General features: G+C 72.1%; 21 protein-coding genes. 13 read left to right on the forward strand and 8 right to left on the reverse strand.

Annotation, left to right across the window (positions count from 1 at the left end; all coding sequences use genetic code 11):
- Positions 1-42: 42 nt before the first annotated feature.
- The gene (locus AB0M93_RS22535; RefSeq protein ID WP_364276161.1) at positions 43-630 is read right to left on the reverse strand and encodes a TMEM165/GDT1 family protein; all 588 of its coding nucleotides are present in this window, start codon (positions 628-630) and stop codon (positions 43-45) included.
- A gap of 187 nt (positions 631-817) precedes the next feature.
- Between AB0M93_RS22535 and AB0M93_RS22540 the strand changes: the two genes are divergently transcribed.
- The 5 genes from AB0M93_RS22540 (at position 818) to AB0M93_RS22560 (ending at position 9,193) form a co-directional block, all read left to right on the forward strand.
- Positions 818-1,777: a S41 family peptidase gene (locus AB0M93_RS22540; RefSeq protein WP_364276117.1), complete on the forward strand. Its 960-nt coding sequence runs from the start codon at positions 818-820 to the stop codon at positions 1,775-1,777.
- A gap of 71 nt (positions 1,778-1,848) precedes the next feature.
- Complete coding sequence (locus tag AB0M93_RS22545; RefSeq protein WP_364276118.1) at positions 1,849-3,318, forward strand: cytochrome ubiquinol oxidase subunit I; 1,470 nt, start codon at positions 1,849-1,851, stop codon at positions 3,316-3,318.
- Positions 3,319-3,546: 228 nt separating this feature from the next.
- Positions 3,547-4,557, forward strand: coding sequence for a cytochrome d ubiquinol oxidase subunit II (cydB, locus tag AB0M93_RS22550; RefSeq protein ID WP_364276119.1), 1,011 nt, complete (start codon positions 3,547-3,549; stop codon positions 4,555-4,557).
- 77 nt (positions 4,558-4,634) lie between these two features.
- A complete protein-coding gene (cydD, locus tag AB0M93_RS22555) occupies positions 4,635-7,808 on the forward strand; it encodes a thiol reductant ABC exporter subunit CydD (RefSeq protein ID WP_364276162.1) in 3,174 nt (1,057 codons plus the stop codon).
- A 59-nt stretch (positions 7,809-7,867) separates the two neighbouring features.
- Positions 7,868-9,193, forward strand: a complete 1,326-nt coding sequence (locus tag AB0M93_RS22560) for a histidine kinase (RefSeq protein ID WP_364276120.1) — start codon at positions 7,868-7,870, stop codon at positions 9,191-9,193.
- Between the two features lie 205 nt (positions 9,194-9,398).
- Here AB0M93_RS22560 and AB0M93_RS22565 read toward each other — a convergent pair whose 3' ends face one another.
- Positions 9,399-10,025 (reverse strand): response regulator transcription factor, encoded by a 627-nt coding sequence (locus tag AB0M93_RS22565; protein ID WP_364244919.1) that lies wholly within the window; start codon positions 10,023-10,025, stop codon positions 9,399-9,401.
- A 284-nt stretch (positions 10,026-10,309) separates the two neighbouring features.
- Here AB0M93_RS22565 and AB0M93_RS22570 point away from each other — a divergent pair, with 284 nt between their 5' ends.
- Together AB0M93_RS22570 and AB0M93_RS22575 are read left to right on the forward strand one after the other, a co-directional pair.
- Positions 10,310-10,789 (forward strand): excalibur calcium-binding domain-containing protein, encoded by a 480-nt coding sequence (locus AB0M93_RS22570; protein WP_364276121.1) that lies wholly within the window; start codon positions 10,310-10,312, stop codon positions 10,787-10,789.
- Positions 10,786-11,436, forward strand: coding sequence for a class F sortase (locus AB0M93_RS22575; RefSeq protein WP_364276122.1), 651 nt, complete (start codon positions 10,786-10,788; stop codon positions 11,434-11,436). Before AB0M93_RS22570 ends, AB0M93_RS22575 begins: the two co-directional genes overlap by 4 nt.
- Here AB0M93_RS22575 and AB0M93_RS22580 read toward each other — a convergent pair.
- Positions 11,406-13,682, reverse strand: a complete 2,277-nt coding sequence (locus AB0M93_RS22580) for a helicase-associated domain-containing protein (RefSeq protein ID WP_364276123.1) — start codon at positions 13,680-13,682, stop codon at positions 11,406-11,408. The two genes, AB0M93_RS22575 and AB0M93_RS22580, sit on opposite strands and share 31 nt — an antisense overlap.
- 14 nt (positions 13,683-13,696) lie before the next feature.
- On the reverse strand, positions 13,697-14,506 hold the full coding sequence (locus tag AB0M93_RS22585; RefSeq protein WP_364276124.1) for an excalibur calcium-binding domain-containing protein: 810 nt from the start codon (positions 14,504-14,506) through the stop codon (positions 13,697-13,699).
- Between the two features lie 196 nt (positions 14,507-14,702).
- Here AB0M93_RS22585 and AB0M93_RS22590 point away from each other — a divergent pair, with 196 nt between their 5' ends.
- Genes AB0M93_RS22590 through AB0M93_RS22600 form a run of 3 tightly spaced genes read left to right on the forward strand, consistent with a single transcriptional unit; the run spans position 14,703 to position 16,997 of the window.
- A complete protein-coding gene (locus AB0M93_RS22590) occupies positions 14,703-16,076 on the forward strand; it encodes a 3'-5' exonuclease (protein WP_364276125.1) in 1,374 nt (457 codons plus the stop codon).
- A gap of 10 nt (positions 16,077-16,086) precedes the next feature.
- On the forward strand, positions 16,087-16,638 hold the full coding sequence (locus AB0M93_RS22595; RefSeq protein ID WP_364276126.1) for an AAA family ATPase: 552 nt from the start codon (positions 16,087-16,089) through the stop codon (positions 16,636-16,638).
- 23 nt (positions 16,639-16,661) lie between these two features.
- Entirely contained in the window at positions 16,662-16,997 is a 336-nt protein-coding gene (locus AB0M93_RS22600) for a DUF3024 domain-containing protein (protein WP_364276127.1), read from the forward strand.
- Here AB0M93_RS22600 and AB0M93_RS22605 read toward each other — a convergent pair.
- Positions 16,994-17,311 carry a nucleotide pyrophosphohydrolase gene (locus tag AB0M93_RS22605; protein WP_364276128.1) on the reverse strand — a complete coding sequence of 106 codons (318 nt, stop codon included), beginning with the start codon at positions 17,309-17,311 and terminating at the stop codon, positions 16,994-16,996. The two genes, AB0M93_RS22600 and AB0M93_RS22605, sit on opposite strands and share 4 nt — an antisense overlap.
- A 134-nt stretch (positions 17,312-17,445) precedes the next feature.
- On the opposite strand from AB0M93_RS22605, the gene AB0M93_RS22610 reads away from it, so the two are divergent.
- The 3 genes from AB0M93_RS22610 to AB0M93_RS22620 all read left to right on the forward strand — a co-directional run bounded on the left by AB0M93_RS22610 (position 17,446) and on the right by AB0M93_RS22620 (position 21,510).
- Positions 17,446-18,366: a nitrate- and nitrite sensing domain-containing protein gene (locus AB0M93_RS22610; protein WP_364276129.1), complete on the forward strand. Its 921-nt coding sequence runs from the start codon at positions 17,446-17,448 to the stop codon at positions 18,364-18,366.
- 88 nt (positions 18,367-18,454) lie between these two features.
- Positions 18,455-19,837 (forward strand): hypothetical protein, encoded by a 1,383-nt coding sequence (locus tag AB0M93_RS22615; protein WP_364276130.1) that lies wholly within the window; start codon positions 18,455-18,457, stop codon positions 19,835-19,837.
- A 164-nt stretch (positions 19,838-20,001) separates the two neighbouring features.
- Positions 20,002-21,510, forward strand: coding sequence for a hypothetical protein (locus AB0M93_RS22620; protein WP_364276131.1), 1,509 nt, complete (start codon positions 20,002-20,004; stop codon positions 21,508-21,510).
- A 3-nt stretch (positions 21,511-21,513) separates the two neighbouring features.
- On the opposite strand, the gene AB0M93_RS22625 is transcribed toward AB0M93_RS22620, so the two are convergent.
- The 3 genes from AB0M93_RS22625 to AB0M93_RS22635 all read right to left on the reverse strand — a co-directional run bounded on the left by AB0M93_RS22625 (position 21,514) and on the right by AB0M93_RS22635 (position 23,607).
- Entirely contained in the window at positions 21,514-21,669 is a 156-nt protein-coding gene (locus tag AB0M93_RS22625; RefSeq protein ID WP_364276132.1) for a hypothetical protein, read from the reverse strand.
- A gap of 269 nt (positions 21,670-21,938) precedes the next feature.
- Positions 21,939-22,871 (reverse strand): type I pantothenate kinase, encoded by a 933-nt coding sequence (gene coaA / locus AB0M93_RS22630; RefSeq protein ID WP_364276133.1) that lies wholly within the window; start codon positions 22,869-22,871, stop codon positions 21,939-21,941.
- 115 nt (positions 22,872-22,986) lie between these two features.
- Entirely contained in the window at positions 22,987-23,607 is a 621-nt protein-coding gene (locus AB0M93_RS22635) for a macro domain-containing protein (protein WP_364276134.1), read from the reverse strand.
- Between the last annotated feature and the right edge of the window lie 79 nt (positions 23,608-23,686).

Genomic DNA, 23,686 nt, shown 5'->3' on the forward strand with positions numbered 1-23,686 from the left:
TTTCGTTTCCGAAAGGTTACCGGTGAACCTGTGAGCCGGCGGTCAGAAGGCCAGCTGGACCAGGGCGAACGCGGCGAATCCGGCGAACGCGAAGCCGGCGCAGCGCTGGATCAGCTTCGGGTTGATCCGGCTGCGGATCTTCCCGCCGATGAACACCGCGAGCCCGGCGACGACGACGAGCGCGGCGAAGGCGCCGACGCCGACCGCGACGGGGTTGCCGATACGGGCGGCGAGGCTCGCCGTCGCGAGCTGGGAGGCGTCGCCCCACTCGGCGGCGAAGAGCACGCCGAAGGACGTCATCGCGGAGCGCATGAAGGACAGCGGAGCCGGGCCGACGCGCGAAGCGTCATCGCCTGCTTCGTCGGCTTCGCTGAATCCCTCGCGAAGGAGCATGAAAGCACCGAGGCCGAACATCGCGGCGACCACGAGGGAAAGGACGACGTCCGGTAACAGCGTCAACACGCTGCCGAACGCGACCGCTATCACGCATTGCACGGCGAACGCCGCGCACACACCGGCGAAAACCGGCCAGCCGCGGAAACGGGTGGTCAGCACCAGGGTCGCGACCAGCGTCTTGTCCGGCAGCTCCACGGCGAGGACCAGGCCGAACGCGCTGATCAACGCCACCATAGCGGCAGTCATGAGTATTCTTTCGCCCCTTTCACTGCAACGATAAAGGGGAGCTCGGGAAAGCCGCAAGCTGATGGCGCACGCGAAATTGCCGGATCGGCGGTCATGAATTCGATATCCAGGGACGTCGCAGAAATTTCTTCGGCGTGCCGAATTTTCGGTTGTGGCCTGCGGTAGGTTCACCGGCATGGGGTCACAGGCGCGTGCTGCGCAGGTCGAAGAGGTCATCCGCCGGCTGGAAGCTCACTACGTCTTCCCGGACGTCGCCACGAAGCTCGCGAAGGTGCTTCGCGCGCGTCTCGACGAAGGCGCGTATGCGGACCTGGGCGACGCGGAATTCGCGACGGCCGTCACAGCCGATCTCCAGTCGGTGAACGACGACAAGCACCTGCGGCTGCGCCACCACGCCGACCCCGTGGCCGAGGACGGCGACGCCGAGCACGCGTCGGAGGACTTCCGGCGCGCGGCCGAGCTGGAGAACTTCGGCATCGCGTCGGTGCGGCGGCTGCCGGGCAACGTCGGCTATCTCGACACGACCCTGCTCTACCCGCTAGACATCGCGGCGGCGGCGATCTCGGCGGCGATGACGCTGGTCGCGCCGGCCGACGCGCTGCTGCTCGACGTGCGGCGCAACCGCGGCGGCACCCCGGACACGAGCGCATTCCTGCAGAGCTACCTCGTCGACGAGCGGACCCACTACCTGGACATCTACGAGCGCGAAGGCGACCTCGTCACCCAGATGTGGACGCTGCCGTACGTCCCGGGCCCGAAGTTCGGCGGCTCCAAGCCGATCTGGGTGCTCACCGGCCCGGCGACGTTCTCCGGCGGCGAGGACCTGGCGTTCTCGCTGCAGCGGCAGGGGCGCGCGAAGACCGTCGGCGAGCCGACGCGAGGCGGCGCCCACCCGCGTGAGCAGTACAAAGTGGACACCCACCTGGACGTGACGGTGTCGATCGCCCGCTCGTACGACCCGAAGACGGGCGAGAACTGGGAGGGCGTCGGCGTGCCGCCGAACATCCCGGTCGCCGCGGACAAGGCGTTCGACACGGCGTACGCGCTGGCCCTGCGGCACGTCCTCGAACTAGGCGACGAGGGCCCGCGGCGGGGCGTGGCGGACGAGGCGCGGAAGGCGCTCGACCAGCTGTAGGACGTTGGTCCCGCCGCGAACGGGACCAGTTGATCTGGCCGCGTCACCAGGCCCGGAGCACGCTGGACCACGTGGAGGTCCTTGAGCTAGCGCGGTGGCAGTTCGGCATCACCACCGTCTACCACTTCCTGATGGTCCCGCTGACCATCGGGCTGTCGATCCTGGTCGCGGCGATGCAGACCCGCTGGGTCCGCACCGGCGAGCTGCGGCACCTGAAGATGACCAAGTTCTGGGGCAAGCTGCTGCTGGTCAACTTCGCCATGGGCGTGGTGACCGGGATCGTGCAGGAGTTCCAGTTCGGGATGAACTGGAGCGCGTACTCCCGCTTCGTCGGCGACGTCTTCGGCGCGCCGCTCGCGATGGAGGGGCTCGTCGCGTTCTTCGTCGAGTCGACGTTCCTCGGCCTGTGGATCTTCGGCTGGGACCGGCTGCCGAAGAAGGTCCACCTGGCCTGCGCGTGGGCGTTTTCGCTGGCCACGATGGCCTCGGCGTACTTCATCCTGGCCGCGAACTCGTGGATGCAACACCCGGTGGGCGTGACGTTCGAGAACGGCAAGCCGACCATGAACTCGATCTGGGCGGTGCTGACGAACAACACGGCGCTGGCCGCGATCCCGCACACCCTCGCCGGCGCGTTCTCGGTTGCGGCGGCGTTCCTGGTCGGCGTCGCGGGCTGGCACCTGTGGCGCCGGCGTGGTCACGAGGACGTCTGGCGGTCGTCGCTGCGCCTCGGCGGCTGGGTCGGCGTGGCAGCGTTCGCGGTCCTCGCGATCACCGGCGACACGCAGGGCAAGCTGATGTTCGAGCAGCAGCCGATGAAGATGGCCTCGGCGGAAGCGCTGTGCCACACGGAGAAACCGGCGAGCTTCTCGATCATCGCGATCGGCGACGTGTCGGGCGCGAACTGCGAAGACGTCAAGACGTTCAACGTGCCGGCGCTGCTGTCGTTCCTGGCGCACAACGACTTCAAGACCGAGGTCAAGGGCGTGGAGAACCTGGTGACGGAGTACCAGGCCAAGTACGGCACGAACTACCCGGACGACCCGGCGCTCGGCTCACTGGCGGGCAAGCCGATCGACTACGTCCCGAACCTCCCGGTGACGTACTGGGGCTTCCGCATGATGATCGGCTTCGGCGCGGTCTCGGCGGGCATCGGCGTCCTGGCCCTCTGGCTGACCCGCCGCGGCCGCATCCCGGGCAGCCGCTGGTTCCCGTGGCTGGTCCTCGGCGGCATCGCGACACCGTTCCTGGGCAACAGCGCGGGCTGGATCTTCACGGAGATGGGCCGTCAGCCGTTCGTGGTGGCCCCCAACCCGACCGGCGTCGACGGCGTGTGGATGTTCACGGCCCAGGCGGTGTCGAAGGTGACGACCGGCGAGGTGTGGACCTCACTGATCGCGCTGACCACGGTCTACGCGGCCCTCGGCGTGGTGGAGCTGTACCTGATGCGCAAGTACATCCGCGGCGGCATCGAAGCGGTGATGCCCCCGAAACAGGAACCCGACAAGACGGGCGACGACACGCTCGCCTTCGCGTACTGAGGGCCGAGAAATGACAAAACCCCAGCTCAACGGCTATGCGGCCGCCCCAGTCTTACCCCAGGCAGCCTCCGCCCTTCCCGGGGGGCGTCCCCAAACCCAGTGTATCGGCCTGATCACTCTCGCGGGTTACCCACAGCAAATCTGTGGACAACTCGACCTGCTGTGGATAACTCACGGCGATCAGGGCGCGATCGGCGGCCATCGTCGGGTCGCTGTGGTAGGTGCGCGATGAGCCTCGAAATCGCCTGGTTCGTCGTCATCGCCTTCTTCTGGCTCGGCTACCTGTTCCTCGAGGGCTTCGACTTCGGCGTCGGCATGCTGCTGCCCGTCCTCGCGAAGGACAACACCGAGCGGCGCGTCATGGTCAACACCATCGGGCCCGTCTGGGACGGCAACGAGGTCTGGCTCATCGTCGCCGGCGGGGCCATGTTCGCCGCCTTCCCCGCCTGGTACGCCGGGCTGTTCTCGGCCGCCTACCTGCCGCTGCTGCTCGTGCTGCTCGCCCTCATCGGCCGCGGCGTCGCCTTCGAGTACCGCGGGAAGGTCGACTCCGAACGCTGGCGGCGCAACTGGGACCGCGTCATCATGGCCGGCTCGTGGATCCCGCCGCTCGGCGTCGGGCTCATCCTCGCCACCACCGTCCTCGGCCTGCCGCTCGACGCCGACGGCAACCGCGTCGGCTCCGCCTTCGCCGCCGTCCGCTGGGACACCCTGCTCGGCGCCGTCGCCATCGCCGCTTTCTCGATCACGCACGGCGCCGCGTTCCTCGCCCTCAAAACGAGCGGTGACCTGCGGGAACGCGCCCGCAGCCTGGCGCTGAAGCTGCTGCCGGCCGCCATGGTGCCGATGGTCGCGTTCCTCTCGGTCGTGCAGTGGCGCGCGGGCACGCTGTGGACGCTGCTCGCCTTCGGGATCAGCGCCGTCGCCGCGGCCGTCGCCTGGCTGCGGCTGCGGGCCGACCGCGACGGGCAGGCGTTCGCCGCGCTCGGCATCGTCATCGCCGGGGCCGCCGTCACGATGTTCGGCTCGCTCTTCCCGAACGTCCTGCCGTCGACGCTCGACGCCGCCAACACCCTGACCATCGCCGGCGCCGCGTCGAGCCCGTACACGCTGACCGTGATGACCTGGGTCGCCGTCTTCGGCGCGCCCGCCGTGCTGGTCTACCAGGGCTGGACGTACTGGGTGTTCCGCAAGCGCATCGGCACCCAGCACATTCCTGCGGCGGTCCACGCACCATGACGGAGCCTTTTTTCGGGGCGGAGCCCCGGTTGTCACAGCTTCCCGGACGCGCTCCCCTTTCCGCCTCGGAGTCCACAGTGGACTCGGCGCGGCCGGGAAAGGGCCCGCTCGGCGCATTGCCGGTCCTCGTGCCGGCCGTGCGCCGGGCGCTGGCCCTGGTCGGCTTCCTCGCCTTCCTCAACGCCGCCGCGCTGGTGGCACAGGCGTTCCTGCTCGCCGACGTCCTCGCGGCGATCGTCGGAGCAGGTGCCGGGGGACGCACCGCCCAGCTGGCCGCGCTGCTCGCGCTCGTCGCGACGCGCGCGCTGACCGGCTGGGCGGTGCGCACGGTCTCCGCCCGCGCGGCGTCGACCGCCCAACGCGAACTGCGCGCGAAAGCCGTCGACCACGCGCTGCGCCTGGGACCGGAGTGGATCGCCCGGCGCGGCCACGGCGAGCTGACCGCGCTCACCACCCGCGGGCTCGACGCGCTGGACGCCTACTTCCGCGAGTACCTGCCGGCGCTGGTGACGGCGGCCGTCGTGCCCCTCGGCGCCGGTGCGGCCATCCTGCTCGCCGACTGGCCGTCCGGCGTGATCGTCGCGCTGACGGTGCCGCTGCTGCCGATGTTCGCCATCCTCGTCGGCAAGTTCACCGCCGACCGCGTCGCCGGCGCGACCGACGCGACGCACCGGATGTCCGAGCGGCTCCTGGAACTCGTGCGCGTGCTGCCGGTGCTGACCGCGTTCCGCCGGGCCACCGCGCAGGCGGAGACGGTCCGGCGGCTGTCCGAACGTCACCGCCGCGCCACACTGAAGACGCTGAAGGTGGCGTTTTCCTCGGCGTTCGTGCTCGAACTGGTCGCGACGCTGTCGGTCGCGCTGGTCGCGGTGGTGATCGGCGTCCGGCTCGCGGGCGGTCACCTGCCGCTGGCCATCGGGCTCGGCGTGCTCATCCTCGCGCCGGAGTGCTACCAGCCGCTGCGCGCGGTCGGCGCCGCGTTCCACGCCAGCGAGGACGGCGTCGAAGCGGTCCGGCGCGTCGCCGATTTGCTGGCGCTGCCCGTGCCTGCGGCGGGGACCGCGGTTCCGTCGCGCGGCGAGCTGCGCGTCTCGGACCTGCGCGTCGCGCGGCGCGGCGGGTTCGCGCCCGACGGCGAGTCGTTCGCGGTCCGGCCCGGCGAGACGGTCTGGCTCCGCGCACCGAGCGGCGGCGGCAAGTCGACGACGCTCTCGGCGCTGCTCGGCTTCGTCCCGGCGCACGACGGCGCCATCACGGTCGGCTCGGCGAACCTCGCCGACGCCGACCTCGAGCGCTGGCGCGAACAGGTCGCGTGGGTGCCGCAGTCGCCGGTGTTCACCGGCGGGACGGTCCGCGAGGAGGTCGGCTCCTCCGGTGCGGTGCTCGCCGAACTCGGGCTGGCCGGACTGGCCGACCGCCCGGTTTCCCAGCTGTCGCTGGGCCAGCGTCAACGCGTCGCTGTCGCCCGGGCGCTGGTCCGGGTGCAGCGCGGGGCTTGGTTGCTGCTGCTCGACGAGCCGACCGCGCACCTCGACGAGGCCAGCGCACGTCTGGTGCTCGACGCGGTGCAGCGCGCGGTCGACAACGGTGCCGCGGCGATCATCGCGGCCCACGAGCGCACGGCCGCTGTCGACATGTCGCCAGCACCTTTGGTCGCTTCCGAGCCGTCCACAGTGGACGCTGAGGGCGCGCCGCTGGGGTGGCGCGCGCTCCTCGACGGGCGGTTCTTCGGCGGCGCCGCGCTGGGCGCGCTCGCGCTGCTGGCCGGGGTGGCGCTGACGGCGACGTCGGGCTGGCTCATCGCCAAGGCGTCCCAGCAGCCGCCGATCCTGACGCTGACGGTCGCGGTCGTCGGCGTCCGGGCGTTCGGCCTGGGCCGCGCGGGCCTGCGGTACGTCGAACGGCTGGTCACGCACGACGCCGCGTTCCGCATCGCCGGCCGCGTCCGGGTGCGGCTGTGGAACTCGCTGGTCCGGCTCGGGCCGGCGCGGAGCCTGCGCGCGGGCGAGGGGCAACAGCGGCTGGTCGCCGACGTCGACACCGTGCGCGACCTGCTGCCGCGGGTCGTGTCGCCACCACTGGTGGTGGCACTGGTCGCGATGGGAGCGATCGCCGTGCAGACGTCGGTGCTGCCCGCGGCCGGGCTGACACTGGCTGCGGCGGTAGCGCTCGGGTTGTGCGCGCCGTGGGTGGCGTTGCGCGCGGAGCGCCGCGCGACGTCGGCCCTGGCGGCCGGCCGTCGCGACGTGGCGACGCGGGTGTTGGTGCTGTTCGAGGCGGCGGCCGAGCTGCTGGCGTTCGGCAAGGCGGGCGAACACCGCCGCGCTCTCGTGGACGCCGACACGCGACTGTCCGCGCAAGCGCGTCGGCAGGCTTTCGGTTCGGGGGCAGCGGAAGCACTGGTGACGCTGGTCTGCGGTGCGGCGACGGTGGTCAGCACGGCGTTGGCGGCGCAGGCGGTCGCGGGCGGACGGCTCGACCCGGTCCTGGCGCCGTTGCTGGCGTTGGTGCCCCTCGCGTTGGCGGAGGTTCTCGCGCTGCTGCCGCCGGTGGCGCAGCACTGGGACACGCTGCAGCGCGCTCGCCGCCGTCTCGCCGACGTGCCGGAACCGCCGGTGGCCGTCCGGCGCGGCGAGGGTGTCGAGCTGCGGGGAGCGGACCTCGGCTGGCCGGGCGGGCCGGTGATCTTGCGCGACGTCGAGGTGGAGTTGGCGCCGGGCACGTACGCGGCGGTGGTGGGGCCGAGCGGAGCGGGCAAGTCGACGCTCGTCGCGGCGCTGCTGGGCTTCCTCGCGCCTCGCCGCGGCGTGGTCGAGGTGCCGGCGGGGGTGGCGTGGGCACCGCAGGAGCCGATGCTCGCCGCGACGACGGTCGCCGAAAACCTGCGCCTGGCCGACCCGACGGCGACCGAGGAGGAGTTGCGCGCGGCGTTGCGCGGCGCGGCGTTGACCGATGTGTCACCGGAGACGGTGCTCGGCAGTGGTGGCAGTGGACTGTCCGGCGGCCAGGCGCAGCGGGTGGCGCTGGCCCGGGCGCTGCTCGCGGCGCCGTCGGCGGGTCTCGTGCTGCTGGACGAGCCCACGGCGCACCTCGACGAGCCGACGGCCCGGTTTCTTCGGGAGCACCTGCGGGAGGCGCTGGCGGGCCGGACGGTGGTGCACGTGACGCATCGGGCGGAGGAGGCGGACGGAGCGGACGTGGTCCTCGAAGTCCGCGACGGCCGGGTCGTCACGCGGGTGCCGGTCAAGTGATCGAATCCTGCGGTGTCCTTGCCGGGGCGCCACCGCGCCGCGCGATAATGACGGAACTCATGGATCCGACGCTTGCCGCGCGGGCACTGTCCGCCGCCACCGAGATCACGAGCACCGCCCTGTCCGGCGACGACCCGGGAGCGGTGCTGGACACGGTCGTCGCCCGAGCGGCCGAGCTCGCGGACGCCGACCTGGGCCTGGCGATGGTGAGCACGGAGGACGGCCGCGTGGTGGTGGAGGCAGCCCACTACGCAACGCCCCACCCGGCTGCCGCCGCCGGCCGGATGGCGCCAGCGGGCGAGGCAGGCGCAAGTGGCGCGGAGCCGGAAGCGGGAGCTGGCCGGAAGTCGACCGGGCTCGGCGGCGACCCGGCCATGCCTGCGGACGACGCGAGCTCCGACCACCCTGCCGGAGCCCCACCCTCCCGCGCCGAAGTGACCGCGGCTGGTGAGTCTCTTCGCGGGCTTGTGCTCCCCGCCGACTCCGCGGCCGGGCGCGTTGCTCGCGGTGGGGAACCCGTGGCCAGTGCCGACTTCACCGTCGATCCGCGGACCGCGCCCTACGTGCCCGCCGAACTTCACGGCTATGGGCCCTTCGCTGCCGCGCCCTTCGGGTCCGGGGGGCGGGTTCTCGGGTCGCTGACCGTCTACCGGAAGCGGGGGCGGGAACCCTTCTCCGCCGGGACCGTCGAGATGCTCGTGGCCTTCGCCGCGCAAGCCGGGGTTGTCCTCGCACTCGCCGAGGGTGCCAACGCTCGCCACCGGGTTGCTCTCTACGAAGAGCGAGAGCGCATCGCCCGTGAGCTCCACGACGTCATCGTCCAGCGGCTCTACGGTGCCGGTATGCAGCTGGACCGGGTTCGGCGGAACATGCGCAAGCGGTTCGCCCAGGCTGACGGGGCCCGGCTCTCCGATGCCATCGACCAGCTCGACCAGACGATCGAGGAAATCCGCGGGACCGTGCGCGCGTTGCGGTCGCCGGAGCCTCGCCACGACACCGGCACGCCCACCGACCTCGCCGAGTCGGCGCGCGGCGAGGTCCGCATCGCCGGCGAGCTGCTCGGCTACCCGCCGACGCTGGAGCTGTCCGGCGAATTCGCCGACATCCCCGCGGAACGCGCCGACCACATCCGGGCCGCTCTGCGCGAAGCACTGTCCAATGTGGTCAGGCACTCCGGTGCCAGCGAAACCCGCGTGACGCTGACCAGGGACTCCGGCGGCGTCAAACTCCGCGTCCGGGACAACGGTTCCGGCGTTCCCCAAGGCGTCGCCACCCGTGGCCTGCGTCATCTCGCCGAACGCGCGGACGCCGCGGGCGGGAAGTTCTTCCTGAACTCCTCACCCAGTCTCGGCACACTCGTCGCGTTCGACCTTCCGCTCGACTGAACCCTGCGCGCGACTCATCCTTCTCGGGTCATCCAACCTCCCTTCCACGCCCTCGTCATGATCTTACCGAGTTCTCGAACATATATTCGACTCACGTTCGAGTGAATCTCGACCCGAAAAACCGCTGATCGAGATGGCGGACCGTGACGAGTCCGGGAAAGGTCGCAGCGAACGGCGGATTGCGGACGCGCCCCGCCGCGGGCGGTTACTTCTCGCGGCGCGCGATCCAGGCGGCCGCCTGCGTCCGGCGCTGCATGCCGAGCTTCGCCAGCACCGACGTGACGTAGTTCTTGACCGTCTTCTCCGCCAGGAACAGCCGCTCGGCGATCTCGCGGTTCGACAGGCCCTGGCCGATCAGCTCGAGCACGTCGCGCTCGCGTTCGGTCAGCGTCGCCAGCTCGTCCGTCGGCGGGTGGCGCATCTTGTCCAGCACCCGCGCGGTGCTCACCGGGTCCAGCAGCGACCGGCCGGCCGCGACCTCGCGGACCGCGTGCACCACGTCCTGCCCCCGCACCTGCTTCAGCAGGTAGCCGGCCGCGCCGGCCATGATCGCGCCGACCATGGCCTCCTCGTCGTCGAACGCCGTCAGCATCAGGCAGGCCGGCGGGTTCGGCTTCGACCGCAGTTCGCGGCAGAGCGTGATGCCGTCGCCGTCGCCGAGGCGGACGTCGACCACCGCCACCTCCGGCTCGACGTGCATCGCCATCGCCAGTGCTTCTTCGACGGTGCTCGCCTCGGCGACGACCTCGATGTCGGGCTCGTCGCCGAGGAGGTCGCGGAGTCCGCGGCGGACCAGTTCGTGGTCGTCGACGAGCAGTACCTGGATCGGCATACCCCGAGGTTACGGGGTGTGCGGACGCCGTGGTGGCGGCCGGTCGGCGCCGTCACACGTGAAATGCCTCAAAGGTGTGACCACGAATCCCGTAACGTTCCGGCCGGTATGTATTCCCGATCGGCGAATCCGCAGGTCAAAGCGGAAACGTCGGAGAATCACCGGACGCGCCGATCCTGGTGGATCGCTGGCATTTCCGGAATTTCGGAAACGTCCGTAACGGCCTCGCCGAGGCGGCGATAGTAACGACACATTCGCCCCGTTTCCGTCCGGAAGGAATTCCGTTGTCCCTGTTTCGCCGTGCCCTGACGACGGCCGCTGCCGTCGCCGGACTCGCTCTCCTCGGTCCCGTCTCCCTTGCGTCCGCCCAGGTCGCGGCGCCGCTCACCGGCGACCTGGACTGCAAAAACTTCCAGTACCAGGAAGAAGCCCAGGCCGTTCTCGACGCGAACCCGGGCGACCCCAACCACCTGGACCGCGACAAGAACGGCATCGCCTGCGAAACGCTGCCACACCGCCCGAAGGAGAGCGCCCCCGCCACGTCGACGCGGGAACAGGCCACGCAGACCGCGCCGAAGACGACCGCCAAGAAAGCGACCGGAAAGACCACGGGCCAGGTGAAGGTCAAGCCGGTCGGCGGCGTCGCCACCGGCGGCGGTGAGCCGGCCGACGACGTCCCGGGCGTCCTGGTGCTCGGCGGCACGCTGCTCGCCGCGACGGTGTCCGGCGGCATGGTGCTCTACCTGCGCCGGCGCCCGAGTTGAGGCACCCGCGCCTGTGGCCCGCGGTCGCGGCGGTCGCCGCGGCACTCGGCGTGGTCGTGGCCGTGGCCCTCGTCCTCGTCCTGGCCCCGAAGGCGCCGGACGAGATCGCCCCGCCGAGCCCGCCCACCGCGAACCCGCCGGGCACCGCCGGCATCGCGCACACCACGGCAACGGCCGCCGACGGCCTCCCCGCGGCGAAACCGGCGTCCCTGACCATCCCGGCGATCGGTGTGCGGGTCGCCGGGATCAAGGACCTCGGGCTGACGCCGGACGGCGCGCTGGAGGTGCCGGGCGACGCCACGACGGTCGGCTGGTTCACCGGCGCGCCGTCGCCCGGGGAGCCCGGTCCGGCGGTGCTCGCCGCGCACGTCGACTACAAGCACGTGCCGGGCGCCTTTTCGCGGCTCAAGGACCTGCGCCCGGGTGAGCTGGCCGAGGTCGGCCGCGCGGACGGCCGGATCGCGGTCTTCACCGTCTACCGCGTCGACCGCTACCCCAAGGCCGCGTTCCCGACCGACCGGGTCTACGGCGACACGCCGGACGCCGAACTGCGGCTCATCACCTGCGGCGGCGCGTTCGACCGGGGGAGCGGCAACTACCTCGACAACGTCGTGGCCTACGCCAGGTTGACCGCCGTCGAAACCTGAGCGAGCTCCACCTGCGCCAGCTCGAGCCGGCGGTAGGCGCGCTCGCCCAGCGACCAGACGTCCAGGACGTCGCCGTCGAGCTCGGGGTAGGCGATGACGAGGTGCTCGCCGCCGTACGCGATGTCCACCGGCAGCCCGGCTTCGAGCTGCCAGCAGAGCTGTTGCTGCTTCGGCGTGAGCCGGCCCGCGTAGCGGTCGCTCATCGCGCGGGCGAGCTGGCCGCGCAGCAGGGCCGGCCCGGTGGCGGGGGCGGCCAGCAGCCGCTCGGCGTGGCCGGCCGGGTCGGGGGACACCCGGTCGCCGGGGCCGGGGTCGCGGACGGCCGCCGTCGGCTCGGCCTGGTCGCGGGCGGGGAGCACGATGCTGCCGTCCGCGGTGTGGCGCGTCGGCGCGTAACCGGCTTCGCGCAACGCCTCCAGCGTGCCCAAAGCATCCACAGTGGACGTCAACACGGTGGGGGCCACCGCGCGCAGGCCGAGTTTGGCGAGCTTGCGGTGCGCGGCGAGCTCGGCCAGCACGGCGGGTTCGCCGACGACGACGCTCGCGACGTCGAGCACCTGCGCCTCGCCGTGCCGCCGCGCGACGTCGTTCACCAGGTACACCAGCGGCTGCGGCAGGTCGCCCGCGGCGATCGAACGCAGGTCTTCGAGCAGTTCGGCCGCCGCCGAGCCTTGGTCGAACGCTCGCCGCACGGACGCCGGGGAGAACCGCCAGCTGGTCGCGGTGCCCTGCGCTTCCCGGTCGGCGACGCGGTCCAGCAGCGCGGCGAGCCGGGCGTCGGGTGAGCCGGGCACGATCGCGGTCAGGTCCGTGCCGAACAACGCCGTCGTCCGGGCGCGGGAGACGAGTTCGCCGGTGACTTCGACGAGCTTGTCCGGCTCCAGCAGCGCACGCCCGGCCGCGGTCACCGCGCCGTGCGCGAAGACACCGAGCAGTTCGCCCTGCTCCAGGGCGATCCGGACGTCGTCGGCGAAGTCTTCGGCCGGCAGCGTCGGCGCGTGCCACCTCGCGAGCTCGGTCAGCGCGCCGAGGTCGGTGATCGCGTCGCCGGGCGCGAGCCGCGCCAGCAGCCGCACGAGCAGGCGCCGCACCAGCGCTTCGACGTCGACTTCGAACTCCGGCGGCGCCGGCTCCCACCAGGTCGCCAGCAGCAGCCGGTACAGCAACGCGGGTTCGGGCCGGGCGAGGTCCGGGTCCGTCGCGAGCGTGGGTGGCGGCGCCTTCTGACCGCGACGCGGCGCCGGCGGCTCGTCGGCCAGCAGCAGCCCGGCCTGCGCCGCGAGATCGATGGCCAGCGCGATCTCCGCCGGCGTGGCCCCGGTGTCCTTGGCGAGCTTCTTGATCAGCCGGGTCCCGATCGTGCCGTCCTTGAGCAGGGGCAACGGTTCCGCGGCGGCGAGGTCGAGAATCGCCGACACGCGGTCGAGCAGCCGCAGCGCGGCGGTCGAAGAAGCGGACTCCGCCGCGTCGGCCCCGGTGTGGGTGACGTCGTACTCGGGTTCGGCGGGCGTGAACGGCAGCTGGTGGCCGGGGCCGCGCAGCGCGAGCGACACCTCGATCGGCATGGCGATGGTGCCGTAGTACGTGCTGACCAGGAAACCGTGGTCGAACGCCCAGCCCGTCGTGGCCAGGCCCTGGACCTCGGGAACGCCGCCGGCCATGTCCAGCAGCAGCTTGCGGCTTTCGGCGGGCGCGGTGGCGAAGAGCTCCCGGACGCGGTCGCCGTCGCGGAGGAAGTGCACGAGCCCGGCCAGGAGCTGCGCCTTCCGCTCGGTGTCGGGCAGCCCGAGGTTTCGCGACAGCTTCGCCAGCCGGGCCGCGCCGAGCTCTTCGAGCAGGTCCGCGACCGGCCGGCCGAGCCCCTCGGCGGCGAAGCTGGTGCGCTGCAGCAGTTCCGGCAGGACGACGCCGTCTTCGTCGCGCCACAGCAGGGCGCGTTCGGCCAGTTCGTCCACAAGGGACACCACCGAACCGGTGCCGAGCAGGCCGGCGACTTCGCCGAGCGGGGCCGGCTGCCGCCCGAGCGCGTGGCACAGCTGGACGGCGCGCAGGACCTGCAGCAACGGCGTCGGCAACGCGAGCAGCGCCGCATCGAGGGAACCGGCGGACGCGAGCCGCGCCGCGACGACGTCGAGCCGCCGCGGCCACGGGTCTTCGAGCACGTCCGGCCGGTGGGCCAGGATCTTCGCCAGTGCGTGCTCGTCCAGACCCGCAAGCCGGCCGAGCAGTTCGTCGGCGGTGGTCATCGGCCCAGGTTAGATCACCGTTCGCAGGCGACGCCGTCGCCGTCGCGGTCGAGCGCGGGCCGGTAGCCGGGTTCGCCGCGGTACAGCGGTGCGGCGCCGGCGGCCTTCGCGGCCGAGCAGTTCGCGTAGTAGACGCTGTGGTCCGGTTCCGGGGCGGGCGCTTCTTCCGTGGTCACCACCACGGGCGGCGGCTTGGGCGCCGCCTTCGTCGCCGGAGCCTGAACCGGAGCCGGTGCCTGGGTGGGCTGCGGTGCGGGCGGCGCCGGGGCGTCGATCGTTCCGTTGCAGGGCGGTCCCCACAGCCCGCTGACGGCTTGCTTGGCCGCGCTTTCGGTGACCGCGAGCGCGGGCAACGCGGCGTTCGTCGCGTACTTGAGATATCCCTGCTGAATCGCCAACGTCGCGTAGTCCTGACCGTCGGCGAGCGTCAAGGCGATGCCCTGCGCCGTTTCCGCACCGAGCTTGACGGCTTTGCCGGAAAGGGTCGTGGTGGCCCAGCCGAGCGATTCCGCCGAGTAACAGCCGGTGCCGGCGGCGGGTGCGGTGACGCCGAGGACGTGCACCGTCCGGCTGCTGCCGTCGCTCCCGTTGACCACGACGGTCGCGCCGTCGGTCACGCCCGCGACGGTGTAGGTGACGGCGGCCGGCGTCGGCGTCGAGGAGGTGGTCGTGCTGGTCGACGGGGCTGCCGAGGACGCCGGTGCGGCGGCGGTGGTGAGCTTCGGCTCGGGTGCCTTGCCGAAGATCGCGCCGAGCACGAACAGGACCGTGAAGGCGGCCAGGACGATCTTCAGCCAGTTCGGAAAGCGCTTCTTCGGCTGCATGCGGGCTTTTCCTCGTTCCTCGAAACGGCGACGTGCCGAAGGTGTACTCGGGAAATCTCCCGCCCTTGTTACGCGCCGGGCGGTGATCGACCACCAGTCGTTATCCGGCGGATTGTTGCCGTCACGATCACGTCACGAACCACCGTTCCGCACCGAAAAGCTGTCACGACTCCCGGGTCCGGAACGACCTGCGGACGTGATCGAATCCCTCGCGCTGCTCGGCGCCGGCGGCCACCCCGCGCCCGGCCTCGACTTCACCGCCGTGGACATCCGGACCACCGGCCTGCGCCCCGGGCGCGTCGTCGAGCTCGCCGCGGTGCGGGTGCACGCCGACGGGTCGTTCGCCGGTGAGCTGGCGACGCTGGTGAACCCCGGCCCCGGCGTCCCGCCCGGCCCCGCGCTCGTGCACGGCATCACGCGCGGCGAACTCGACGACGCGCCGGCGTTCGGCGAGGTGCTGGGGCCGCTGCTCGACCTGTGCGCCGGCAGCGTGGTCGTGGCGCACGACCCGGCGTTCGCCGGCGCGTTCCTCGACCGCGAGCTCGGGCTCCTCGGCGTCCGGCTGCCCGCGCTGCCGGGCGTCTCGACGCTGGCGGCCGCGCAGTCCGTGGTGCGGCTGCCGAACTACCGGCTGGCCACCGTGGCGCACGCGCTCGGGGTGCCCACCCGGCCCGGGCAGTCGGCGTTGTCCGGCGCGCGGACGGTCGCCCAGCTGGTGACGGGCCTGTTCGGCCGGTACGGCCTGACGTTCGCGGCACCTCCGGTGCTGCCCGCCCTGCCGCGGTTCGACGGCGGCCGGCTGCTGCCGCGGGCCGAGGCGCTGCCCGCCGAACCGGGGTGGATGGCCGAGGCCGTCGAGCGGATCGCCGCTGACGACGCCTACTTGGACCTGCTCGCCGACGTCCTCGCCGATCAGCGCCTCACGCACGAGGAGGTGGCGGCACTGGCCGCGTTGGCGAGCGAGGCGGGGTTGCCCGAGGCGCACGTCCGGTCGACGCACGAGCAGCTCGTGACCGCGCTGCGCGAGATCGCGGAACGGGACGGCGTGGTGACCGCGGCGGAAGCGCGCGAGCTGCGGCAGGTGGCGACCGCGCTCGGCGTCGGCGCCGCCGGTGACCTGCGGCCGGCCGCGGGCGGGAAACCGACCCGGGTGCTGGTGCTCGGGACGACCGTCGAGGCGGACCGGCTGCGGGCCCGCGTCCTCGCCGAGGGCGTCCAGCTGGCGAAGAAGCTGACCGGCAGCGTCACCCACCTGGTGACTGACCCGTCCGTGCCCGCGAACGAGCCCCGGCTGGCCCGGGCCACCGAGCTGGGCGCCGCCGTGCTCGACGTCCGCGTGGCACCGGTGGCCCTCGGGTTCGAGCCGCCGCCCGCGGCTCGGGCAGCGTCTTCGGCGACGCCGAAGCGGCTCGGCGGGCGGATCCTGATGGGCGTCGGGCTGCTGCTGATGTTCGTCGTGGTGGTGGGGATGTTCGGGGGGACGCCGCTGGCGGGCGGGATCTTCCTGGGCGCGCTCGGTGTCGGCGCGCTGCTCGGCGGGTGGTGGCTGGCCGAACCCGCGCCGCGCTAACGTCGGTGCGGTGCCGAGACTGATCCACCTCAACGGGCCGTCCGGGATCGGGAAATCGACGATCGCCCAGGCCTACGCCGAGCGGCACCCGGGTGTGCTGAACCTCGACACCGACCGGGTGGTCCGCCTGATCGGGGGCTGGCGGGACACGTTCTTCGAGACGTTCAAGGCCGCGCAGCTGCTCGCCGTGGCCATGGCTCGGACGCACCTGCGGACCGGCCACGACGTCGTGATGCCGCAGCTCGCCACCCGGCTCGCCGACATCGCCCCCTTCGAGGCCGTGGCCGGAGAAGCCGGCGCGGACTACCGGGAAATCCTGCTCACCGCCGACAAACCGGTCGCTTGCGACCGCTTCGCCGAGCGGGCCGCGCACGGCGATCCCGCGACCAAGGGCATCGACGACGTCCTCGACGAACGCGGCGGCACGGCCGTCGTCGAGCGGATCCACGACCAGCTCGCCGCCTACCTCCCGCAGCGGCCCGCCTGCGCTGTCGTGCGGACCGACGGCTGTGCTCCCGAGGCCACCTACGAAGCCGTGCTCGCCCACCTGCGCGCCGCTTGAGGCGGTCCGGTTCACTGGACGGCATGGCTATTCCGGAGCTCGCGCTGCGGCAGATCGAACGCTGGTGCACGCAGCGCGTCCCCGAACACCTGCAGGACCGGATCCGGGTCGAGTGCCGGACCCGGGGCCGCGCGGTGACCATCGTCGAACGGCGGGCGCCCTGGTCGCCCCAGGCCGGACCCGAGTGGAGCGAACAGAAGATCGCGCAGCTGCGGCTCGACGAGTTCGGGATCTGGTCGGTGTGGTGGGCCGACCGCAACGGGCGGTGGCTGAGCTACCCGGACGCGCCCGTCGCCAGCACGCCGCCCGCGCTGCTCGCCGAAATCGACCGCAACCCCGGCGGCGTTTTCTGGGGCTAGGCCGGCGGCGGGAAGCGCACTTCGTTCCGGTCGATCTTCGCGTGCGCCGCGGCGTTCAGGTCGACGCCCAAGCGGTCCGCCAGCTGCAGCAGGTACAGCGTCACGTCCGCGATCTCGTCCAGCACCTTCGCCTCCAGTGAGGGGTCTTCGCGCCACGCGTCGGACTCCTCCGGGGTGAGCCACTGGAACAGCGAGGTCAGCTCGCCGACCTCGCCGGAAAGCGCCATCACGAGGTTCTTCGGGGTGTGGTACGGCTCCCAGGCGCGGGCCGCCGCGAAGCCGCGCAGGCGCTGGGTCACGTCGTCGAAGGTCACCCGCGCGATTGTGCACGCCCGTCACGGTGCGCTAACGGCCGTATGGCGGACTGGCGTTGACCGGTGAATCTCTCACTCAATAGGTTGAACTTCGTCGGGATGCTTGCGGGGCCCAAGGCCGAGAAAGGACCGTCTTGAAGTACCTGCGATCCGTCCGCGGCCGCATGCTGGGCATCGCCTTCGTCCCCGGTGGCGCGCTCGTCCTCGTTGCCGTCGTGATCGCCGTTTTCCTGGTCCACCAGGCGGTTCGGACCCGCGACCTGGCGATGGAGACGGCGTCCGCCGCGGACCGGACGGCCCGGGCGGTGGTCGCCCTGCAGGGCCAGCGGAGCGCGGCGATGGCCGCGCCCGATCGGCGCAGCGATGCGTACACGAGTTTCACGTTGCGGATCGAGTCCGCCATCGCGGGACTGCGCGAGTACGCGCGCCACGCCCCCGACGCCGAGTCCGCCTACCAGCAGACCACCGCCGTCGAGCTGCTTTCCGTTGCCGAAGGCATGGACCGCTCCGATTCCCTCGCTCTGGCCGGGCTGGACAACGTGACGCGGGGGTCGTTCACCTCCGCCGTCGCCGCCTACCGGTCCGAACTGGCCCGCGTCGTCCCGCAGCTCACCGAGAGTGGCCGGATGGCGTACGAGTCGCTCACCCGTAGCGCCGATTGGAGCAGGCTCGCCGCGGCCGAGAACGCTTTCACCGCCGCCGAGCCGCTACCCGTGCCGGAGTCGTCTTGGCGCAGTGCCGCCTACGCCGTGTCCGAGCAGCTCTGCATGCTGTACGCGCAACAGAGCCAGTACGCGGTGCAGCTGACGCTGGACGACGGCCGCCGCACCCTCGCCGGCGCGCTCGCGGCGGGGACGGCGCTGCTGCTGTTCGCCGGGCTCCTGCTGGTGGTCGTGCGGCGGCTGGTGGCGCGGGTGCCGGTGCCGGTCGTCCCGATCATGGTGCCGACCGTCGGCGCGGCGATCCCCCGGCCTCGCCACGCACGGTCACGACGGCCGGGCCTGCCGGAACCGTGGCCGCTGAAAGCCGTGCTCGACGACTTGCGCCGCCAATGAGCCGCTCACGAAGAGTCACGGATTACTCCGAAAAGAGCACGCGGTTGGCCCACACGCGTGGCCGCGGCCGTCGGGCACACTGGTGCGCGTGAGTCCCCACCCGGATCTTCGCCCCTACCTGCGCACTTTGGACGCGGAGACGCTGGCGGACCTGCTGCACGCGCAGGCCGAGCGCGATCCCGAGCTGCGGCACTCGCTGGAACTGCGTGCCGCCACGCAATCCGGTGACGTCAGCGAGGCGCACCGGCTGCTGGACACCGCGGTCACCGACGGGAACGCCGAGTACACCGCCAAAGTCGGCGCGGTCCTGGACACGCTCCAGCGGATGCTCGACGCCGGCAGCCGCGCCGACCTGGCGCCGCTGGCCCGGCGCACGGTCGACGACATCAGCCAGGTGCTGGAGCAGACCGGCGACTACACCGGCGACCTCGCCGACCGGCTGGACCGGGCCGTGGAGCTGTACGCCCGCGCGTGCACCGCCCGGCCGCCGGACCCGGAGAAGCTGGCCGACTGGATCCTCGAGGTCGAGTTCGACGGCCCCGGCCGCCCGGTGATCGACCTCGCCGAGTTCGCGGCGGCGCTGGGCGAGCCGGGGCTCCGGCGGATCAAGTCCACTGTGGACGACGTGCTGGCGGCGAACGGGCCGGGATACCGCCGGGACGTGGCCGAACGGCTGCGCGAGCAGCTGGCCGAGGTGCTCGGCGACGTCGACGAGCTGGTGGCGATCCTGTCGGCCAAGCCGCCGCGGGTGGACGTCAGCCTCAAGATCGTCCGGGTGCTGCGGGCCGCGGGCCGGCACAGCGAGGCCATCGCGCACGCCGCCCGCGCGCTCACGCACGACAAGAACCCGCCGCCCGAGCCCGCAGACGAGACTTCCCGGCGTCGCAAGGAATTCGACGCCAAGCCGGGCCAGGAGACGTTCGCAGCCCTCCGCGAGGCCGCGACGGCCGACGGGAAGTGGACAGTCCAGCGCCGGGACGCGCTGGCGTGCCTGCGTCAACGCGCCGCCGAGGGAATCGAGCAGGCCGACGAGCTGGTCCGCGTCCTGCTCGACGACGGCCGTCCCGACGAAGCCTGGCGGGCCTGCGTGCGGTTCGGCGCGTCGCCGGAGCTCAAGCTCGAGCTGGCCGAGCAGCGCGCGGCCGAGCACCCGGCCGAGACGATCCCGGTCCTGCGCGAGCACGTCGACGAGCTCATCGAGCGCAAGGACCCGCAGGCCTACCAGGAGGCCGCGCGGCGGCTGAAGCTGTTGCGCACCTTGCACAAGCGGGCCGGGACGACCGACGAATTCACGGCCTACCTGGGGGTGCTGGTGGAAAACCACCGGCGGAAAACCCGGCTGATCACGGAAATCCGGGCGGCCCGGATCGCGTTGCCCAAGGCCGTGACAACCGGGGCTTCGCCCCGGGCCGGGGGCTCCGCCACCCGGACCCCCGAAAGACCCGTAACCTCCCCGCGCACCCCTCGTTGACCCACTCGAACCGGTGATACACGTGCACCGGGACACCGTGAGCGCGCCAAGGCGTCGCGGTGGCCCGTTCCGCCGCCCGGCTCGGCGCCTCCCCGTCGAGCAGGCGTCGGGACCCGCGCCAGGGCCACCGCGACCCGCGTGCGGCGAAGTGAAACCATGACCTCATGAGCCCGGTGAGTCGCGCCCGCAAGAAGGCACCGCAGCCCGTCACCCACAGCGTGACCGGCTTGTTCAAGGACGTCCTGAACGACTTCTCGGCGCTGGGCGCCGACCCCGCGCCGGTCGACGTCGAGCTGCTCGCCTCCGAGGTGCTCGGCCAGTTCCGCGACCTGCCCGTCGAGGACGGCGAAGAGCCGTTCGGCCTGGAACTCATCGCCTTCGCGCAGCGGAAGATCACGCCGGGCGCCGCCGCACTGCTGGCCGCGCTGCGGGTCGTCGCCGAATCCGACGTCGAGCGCAAGGCCGCCGACGCCGGGCTGCAGGTGGTCCTCGGCCGCGGCATCCCGCAGCCCGCCTGGGCCGCCGGGCTGGGCCAGGTCACCGCCGGCGAGTGCTGGCGCACCGGGGACGTCTTCGGCGACGAGTCGTCCCTGCTCTGCGTCTTCTCCCACGGCGACCAGGCGTACGGCCTGCTCGCGCTGCTCGACTACACCGAGGGCGGCCGGGTGCGGGACCTCGTCGTGATCGACCAGCCCGCCGACGTCATAGCCGAGATGCGGGAGCAGTCCGACGCCGATCCCGAGCTGGTCGTCTTCGAGGCCGTCGACCCCGCCGAGGCGCACCGCCTGATCGCCGACGGCCTCGCCGCCACCGACCACCTCGACGAGGCCGACGTCAGCGAGGACTACGCGCGCTTCCACGCCGTCGCGCTGACCTGGTGCCGCGCGTTGCCGGAGCCCGCGCTCGTGCCCGAGGTGGCCGAGTGGTCCGACGCCGAGCGCGCCGCCGTCGTCGAGCAGTTCGTCGCGGCGAGCGGAGAAGACGCCGGCGCCGCCCGTGCGATCGGCGCCCTGCTGCTCGAACACGGCCTGCGCACCGACCCGGGCAACCCGCTGCGCGTGGGGCCGGAGAAGATCGCGCGGTTCCTCGAGGGCCTGCTGGGCGAGGAGTACGAGCTCGACGCCGACCACGAGGACGCCGTCGAGCCGGTCGTGCTGGCCTGGGTGCAGTGGACGGGCGAGCGGGCGCACCTGACCGAGACCGCGATCGCTGCCCTCGACGAGGCCGTCACGGACTACCTGAGCGAGTACGCCGACGAGGACGACTCCCCGCTGGAGCGCTACTTCGCCGACACCAGCGACCTGTCGCCGACCGAACTGGCCGACGCGCTGGAGCGGCGGATGTTCGCCGTGCCGTCGCTGACCACGGAAATCGACGAGGAAGAGGTCGACCTCGACCCGAACGACCCCGAGCAGCGCCGGGCGCTGGTCATCGCCGAGGCCGACGAGGACGAGGAAGAGCAGCGGCTGATCCTGCGCGCCACGATCGTCGACCAGCTGTGGGACAACGAGCCCGCCGAGGTCTGGCCGGCCGTCGAGCGCCTGCAGGAGGGCGAACTCGACCGCGACGAGATCTTCGAGCAGCTGATCGACGCGCTGGAAAACAGCCTGCTGGACGCGGAAAACCTCGAGTACGACGCCGACGCCTACGCCGAAGCGCTGGCCGAACTCTGATCGCTAGGGGAGGGGGCCTGCGGGTTCGGCCGCCTTCGCTCTGCGGCGGCGCTCCTGCAGCTTGTCGTCGAAGTCGACGACGAAGGTGCCGGCGGCCATCGCGATCAGCAAGGCCAGACCGAGCACCGCACCGACCCACGTGAGGATCATCGCGAACATCGTGGGCCTCCTCCCCAGCTCAGAGCCGTTTTCTTGACTCCTTCAGGGTCGCTTTCCCACGGTTGCGCCGGTATCGGCCAACCGGTTACGGCTGAACGTGCCGCCTCGGCCGATCGGCCGGATTCCGGCGCGGAGCGTCGCGGATCCGCGACGAATCGTGGCCGCGCACTCGCTCAGCGTGCGAATGCGCGGCATGTGGGTGACAGCGCGGGTAACCGGCTCGTGAGTGGTAAGGCGCGTTAGAACTCGCCTTACCACTCACGAGCGGGTCAGAGCTTGCGCAGGCGGACGCGGTTGATGGCGTGGTCGCAGTCCTTGCGCAGCACCAGCGTCGCCCGCGGCCGCGTCGGCTTGATGTTCTCCATCAGGTTCGGCTCGTTGATCGAGTGCCACAGGTGCCGTGCCTCGGCGCGGGCCTCGTCGTCGGGCAGGCCGGCGAAGTGGTGGAAGTGCGACGCCGGGTCCGCGAACGCCGTGTGCCGCAGCTCCAGGAACCGCTCGATGTACCAGCGCTGGATGTCGTCGGTGTGCGCGTCGACGTAGATGGAGAAGTCGAACAGGTCGGACACCATCAGCCGCGGCCCCGGCTGCAGCACGTTCAGACCTTCGACGATCAGGATGTCCGGCTGCTGCACCACCTGCTCCTGGCCGGGCAGGATGTCGTAGGCCAGGTGCGAGTACACCGGCGCGGCGACGCGCTCGGCGCCCGACTTGACCTCGGTGACGAACCGCAGCAGCGCGCGGCGGTCGTAGCTCTCCGGGAAGCCCTTGCGGTGCATGATCCCGCGCCGCATCAGCTCGGCGCGCGGGTACAGGAAGCCGTCGGTGGTGACCAGGTCGACGCGGGGGTGGTCCGGCCAGCGGGCGAGCAGCGTGCGGAGGATGCGCGCGGTGGTCGACTTGCCGACCGCCACGCTCCCGGCGATGCCGATCACGAACGGGACCTTCGTGCCGCGGGAGTCGTCACCGAGGAACGTCGTCGTCGCTTCGTAAAGCCGCTGGCGCGCGGCGACCTGCAGATTGATCAGGCGGGACAGCGGCAGGTAGACGTCGGCCACCTCGGCCAGGTCGACCTGCTCGCCGAGGCCGCGCAGCCGCAGCAGCTCGGCCGCGGTCAGCGGCAGCGGAGTCGAACTCCGCAGTTCTTTCCATTGTTCCCGGTGCAGCTCGACATACGGGCTGAGTTCGCGGACCCGGGTCATCGCACACTCCTCCGGCCGTCGCCTGCACTGGCGGACGTTTCACCTGCGTGATTAACGGTAGGGCTTACGGCCGGTGAAAGCGCTGTGACGTAGTCCACCCCCTAACAGGGGTTGATCACCGAGCGTCACGATTTCCGAAGACTTCGTCCCACGCCGCCGCGACCTGCCGGGCGCACGTCGCGGGGTCGACGCCGCCGACGCCGGTGCCCAGGCCGGGCATCGCGATCGTGTCGACGGACTCCCGCACCGGGCCGTGGTCGAGCCGGCCGTCGCGCCACGTCAGGAACACCGCGCGGGCGGCCAGGTAGGGGTGGACGGTGTCGGCGGGCAGCCGTTCGCCGGGCTCCCGCATGGTCGGCGCGCTGATCAACCACGCCGGTTCGGCCTCGCCGGTCGGCACCACCACGGCGTCGCCGATCGGCAGCTCACCGCCGTGGAAGGCCAGCACAGCGCTGCGGACGCTCTGCTCGACACCCGGGAACGCCCGTGCGTAGACGGCGTCGATCCCGCCGCGCATCCAGCCGTAGGAGTTGGCCGGGCTGACCACCGCCTGGGCGAGGACGTCGAGCACCGAGCCGCGGTGCACCCGGACCCGGCCGGCCAGCTTTTCCGCGGCGGCGGTCCAGGCGTCAGCGAGCGGGGCATCGACGGCGCACAGCACCAGTTCCGGGGTGCGAGGGGCGGTCGGCGGCTGCGCGCCCTCACGTCCGGTGTGCGTGCCCGATTCGGCGGTCACGCCCCCAGCATCGCAAAAAATGCCACCCGGCGTAACCGGTTCCCGTACCGGCTGTCCGAGTGAATGTCGCCACGGCCGG

Source organism: Amycolatopsis sp. NPDC051102, from assembly GCF_040682815.1.
Taxonomy (GTDB): domain Bacteria; phylum Actinomycetota; class Actinomycetes; order Mycobacteriales; family Pseudonocardiaceae; genus Amycolatopsis.

Excerpts from the sequence above, each read along its gene's own strand:
- AB0M93_RS22535 (WP_364276161.1), bottom strand. The coding sequence starts at position 630 with ATGGTGGCGTTGATCAGCGCGTTCGGCCTGGTCCTCGCCGTGGAGCTG.
- AB0M93_RS22540 (WP_364276117.1), top strand. The coding sequence starts at position 818 with ATGGGGTCACAGGCGCGTGCTGCGCAGGTCGAAGAGGTCATCCGCCGG.
- cydB (WP_364276119.1), top strand. The coding sequence starts at position 3,547 with ATGAGCCTCGAAATCGCCTGGTTCGTCGTCATCGCCTTCTTCTGGCTC.
- AB0M93_RS22560 (WP_364276120.1), top strand. The coding sequence starts at position 7,868 with ATGGATCCGACGCTTGCCGCGCGGGCACTGTCCGCCGCCACCGAGATC.
- AB0M93_RS22565 (WP_364244919.1), bottom strand. The coding sequence starts at position 10,025 with ATGCCGATCCAGGTACTGCTCGTCGACGACCACGAACTGGTCCGCCGC.
- AB0M93_RS22580 (WP_364276123.1), bottom strand. The coding sequence starts at position 13,682 with ATGACCACCGCCGACGAACTGCTCGGCCGGCTTGCGGGTCTGGACGAG.
- AB0M93_RS22585 (WP_364276124.1), bottom strand. The coding sequence starts at position 14,506 with ATGCAGCCGAAGAAGCGCTTTCCGAACTGGCTGAAGATCGTCCTGGCC.
- AB0M93_RS22600 (WP_364276127.1), top strand. The coding sequence starts at position 16,662 with ATGGCTATTCCGGAGCTCGCGCTGCGGCAGATCGAACGCTGGTGCACG.
- AB0M93_RS22620 (WP_364276131.1), top strand. The coding sequence starts at position 20,002 with ATGAGCCCGGTGAGTCGCGCCCGCAAGAAGGCACCGCAGCCCGTCACC.
- AB0M93_RS22625 (WP_364276132.1), bottom strand. The coding sequence starts at position 21,669 with ATGTTCGCGATGATCCTCACGTGGGTCGGTGCGGTGCTCGGTCTGGCC.
- coaA (WP_364276133.1), bottom strand. The coding sequence starts at position 22,871 with ATGACCCGGGTCCGCGAACTCAGCCCGTATGTCGAGCTGCACCGGGAA.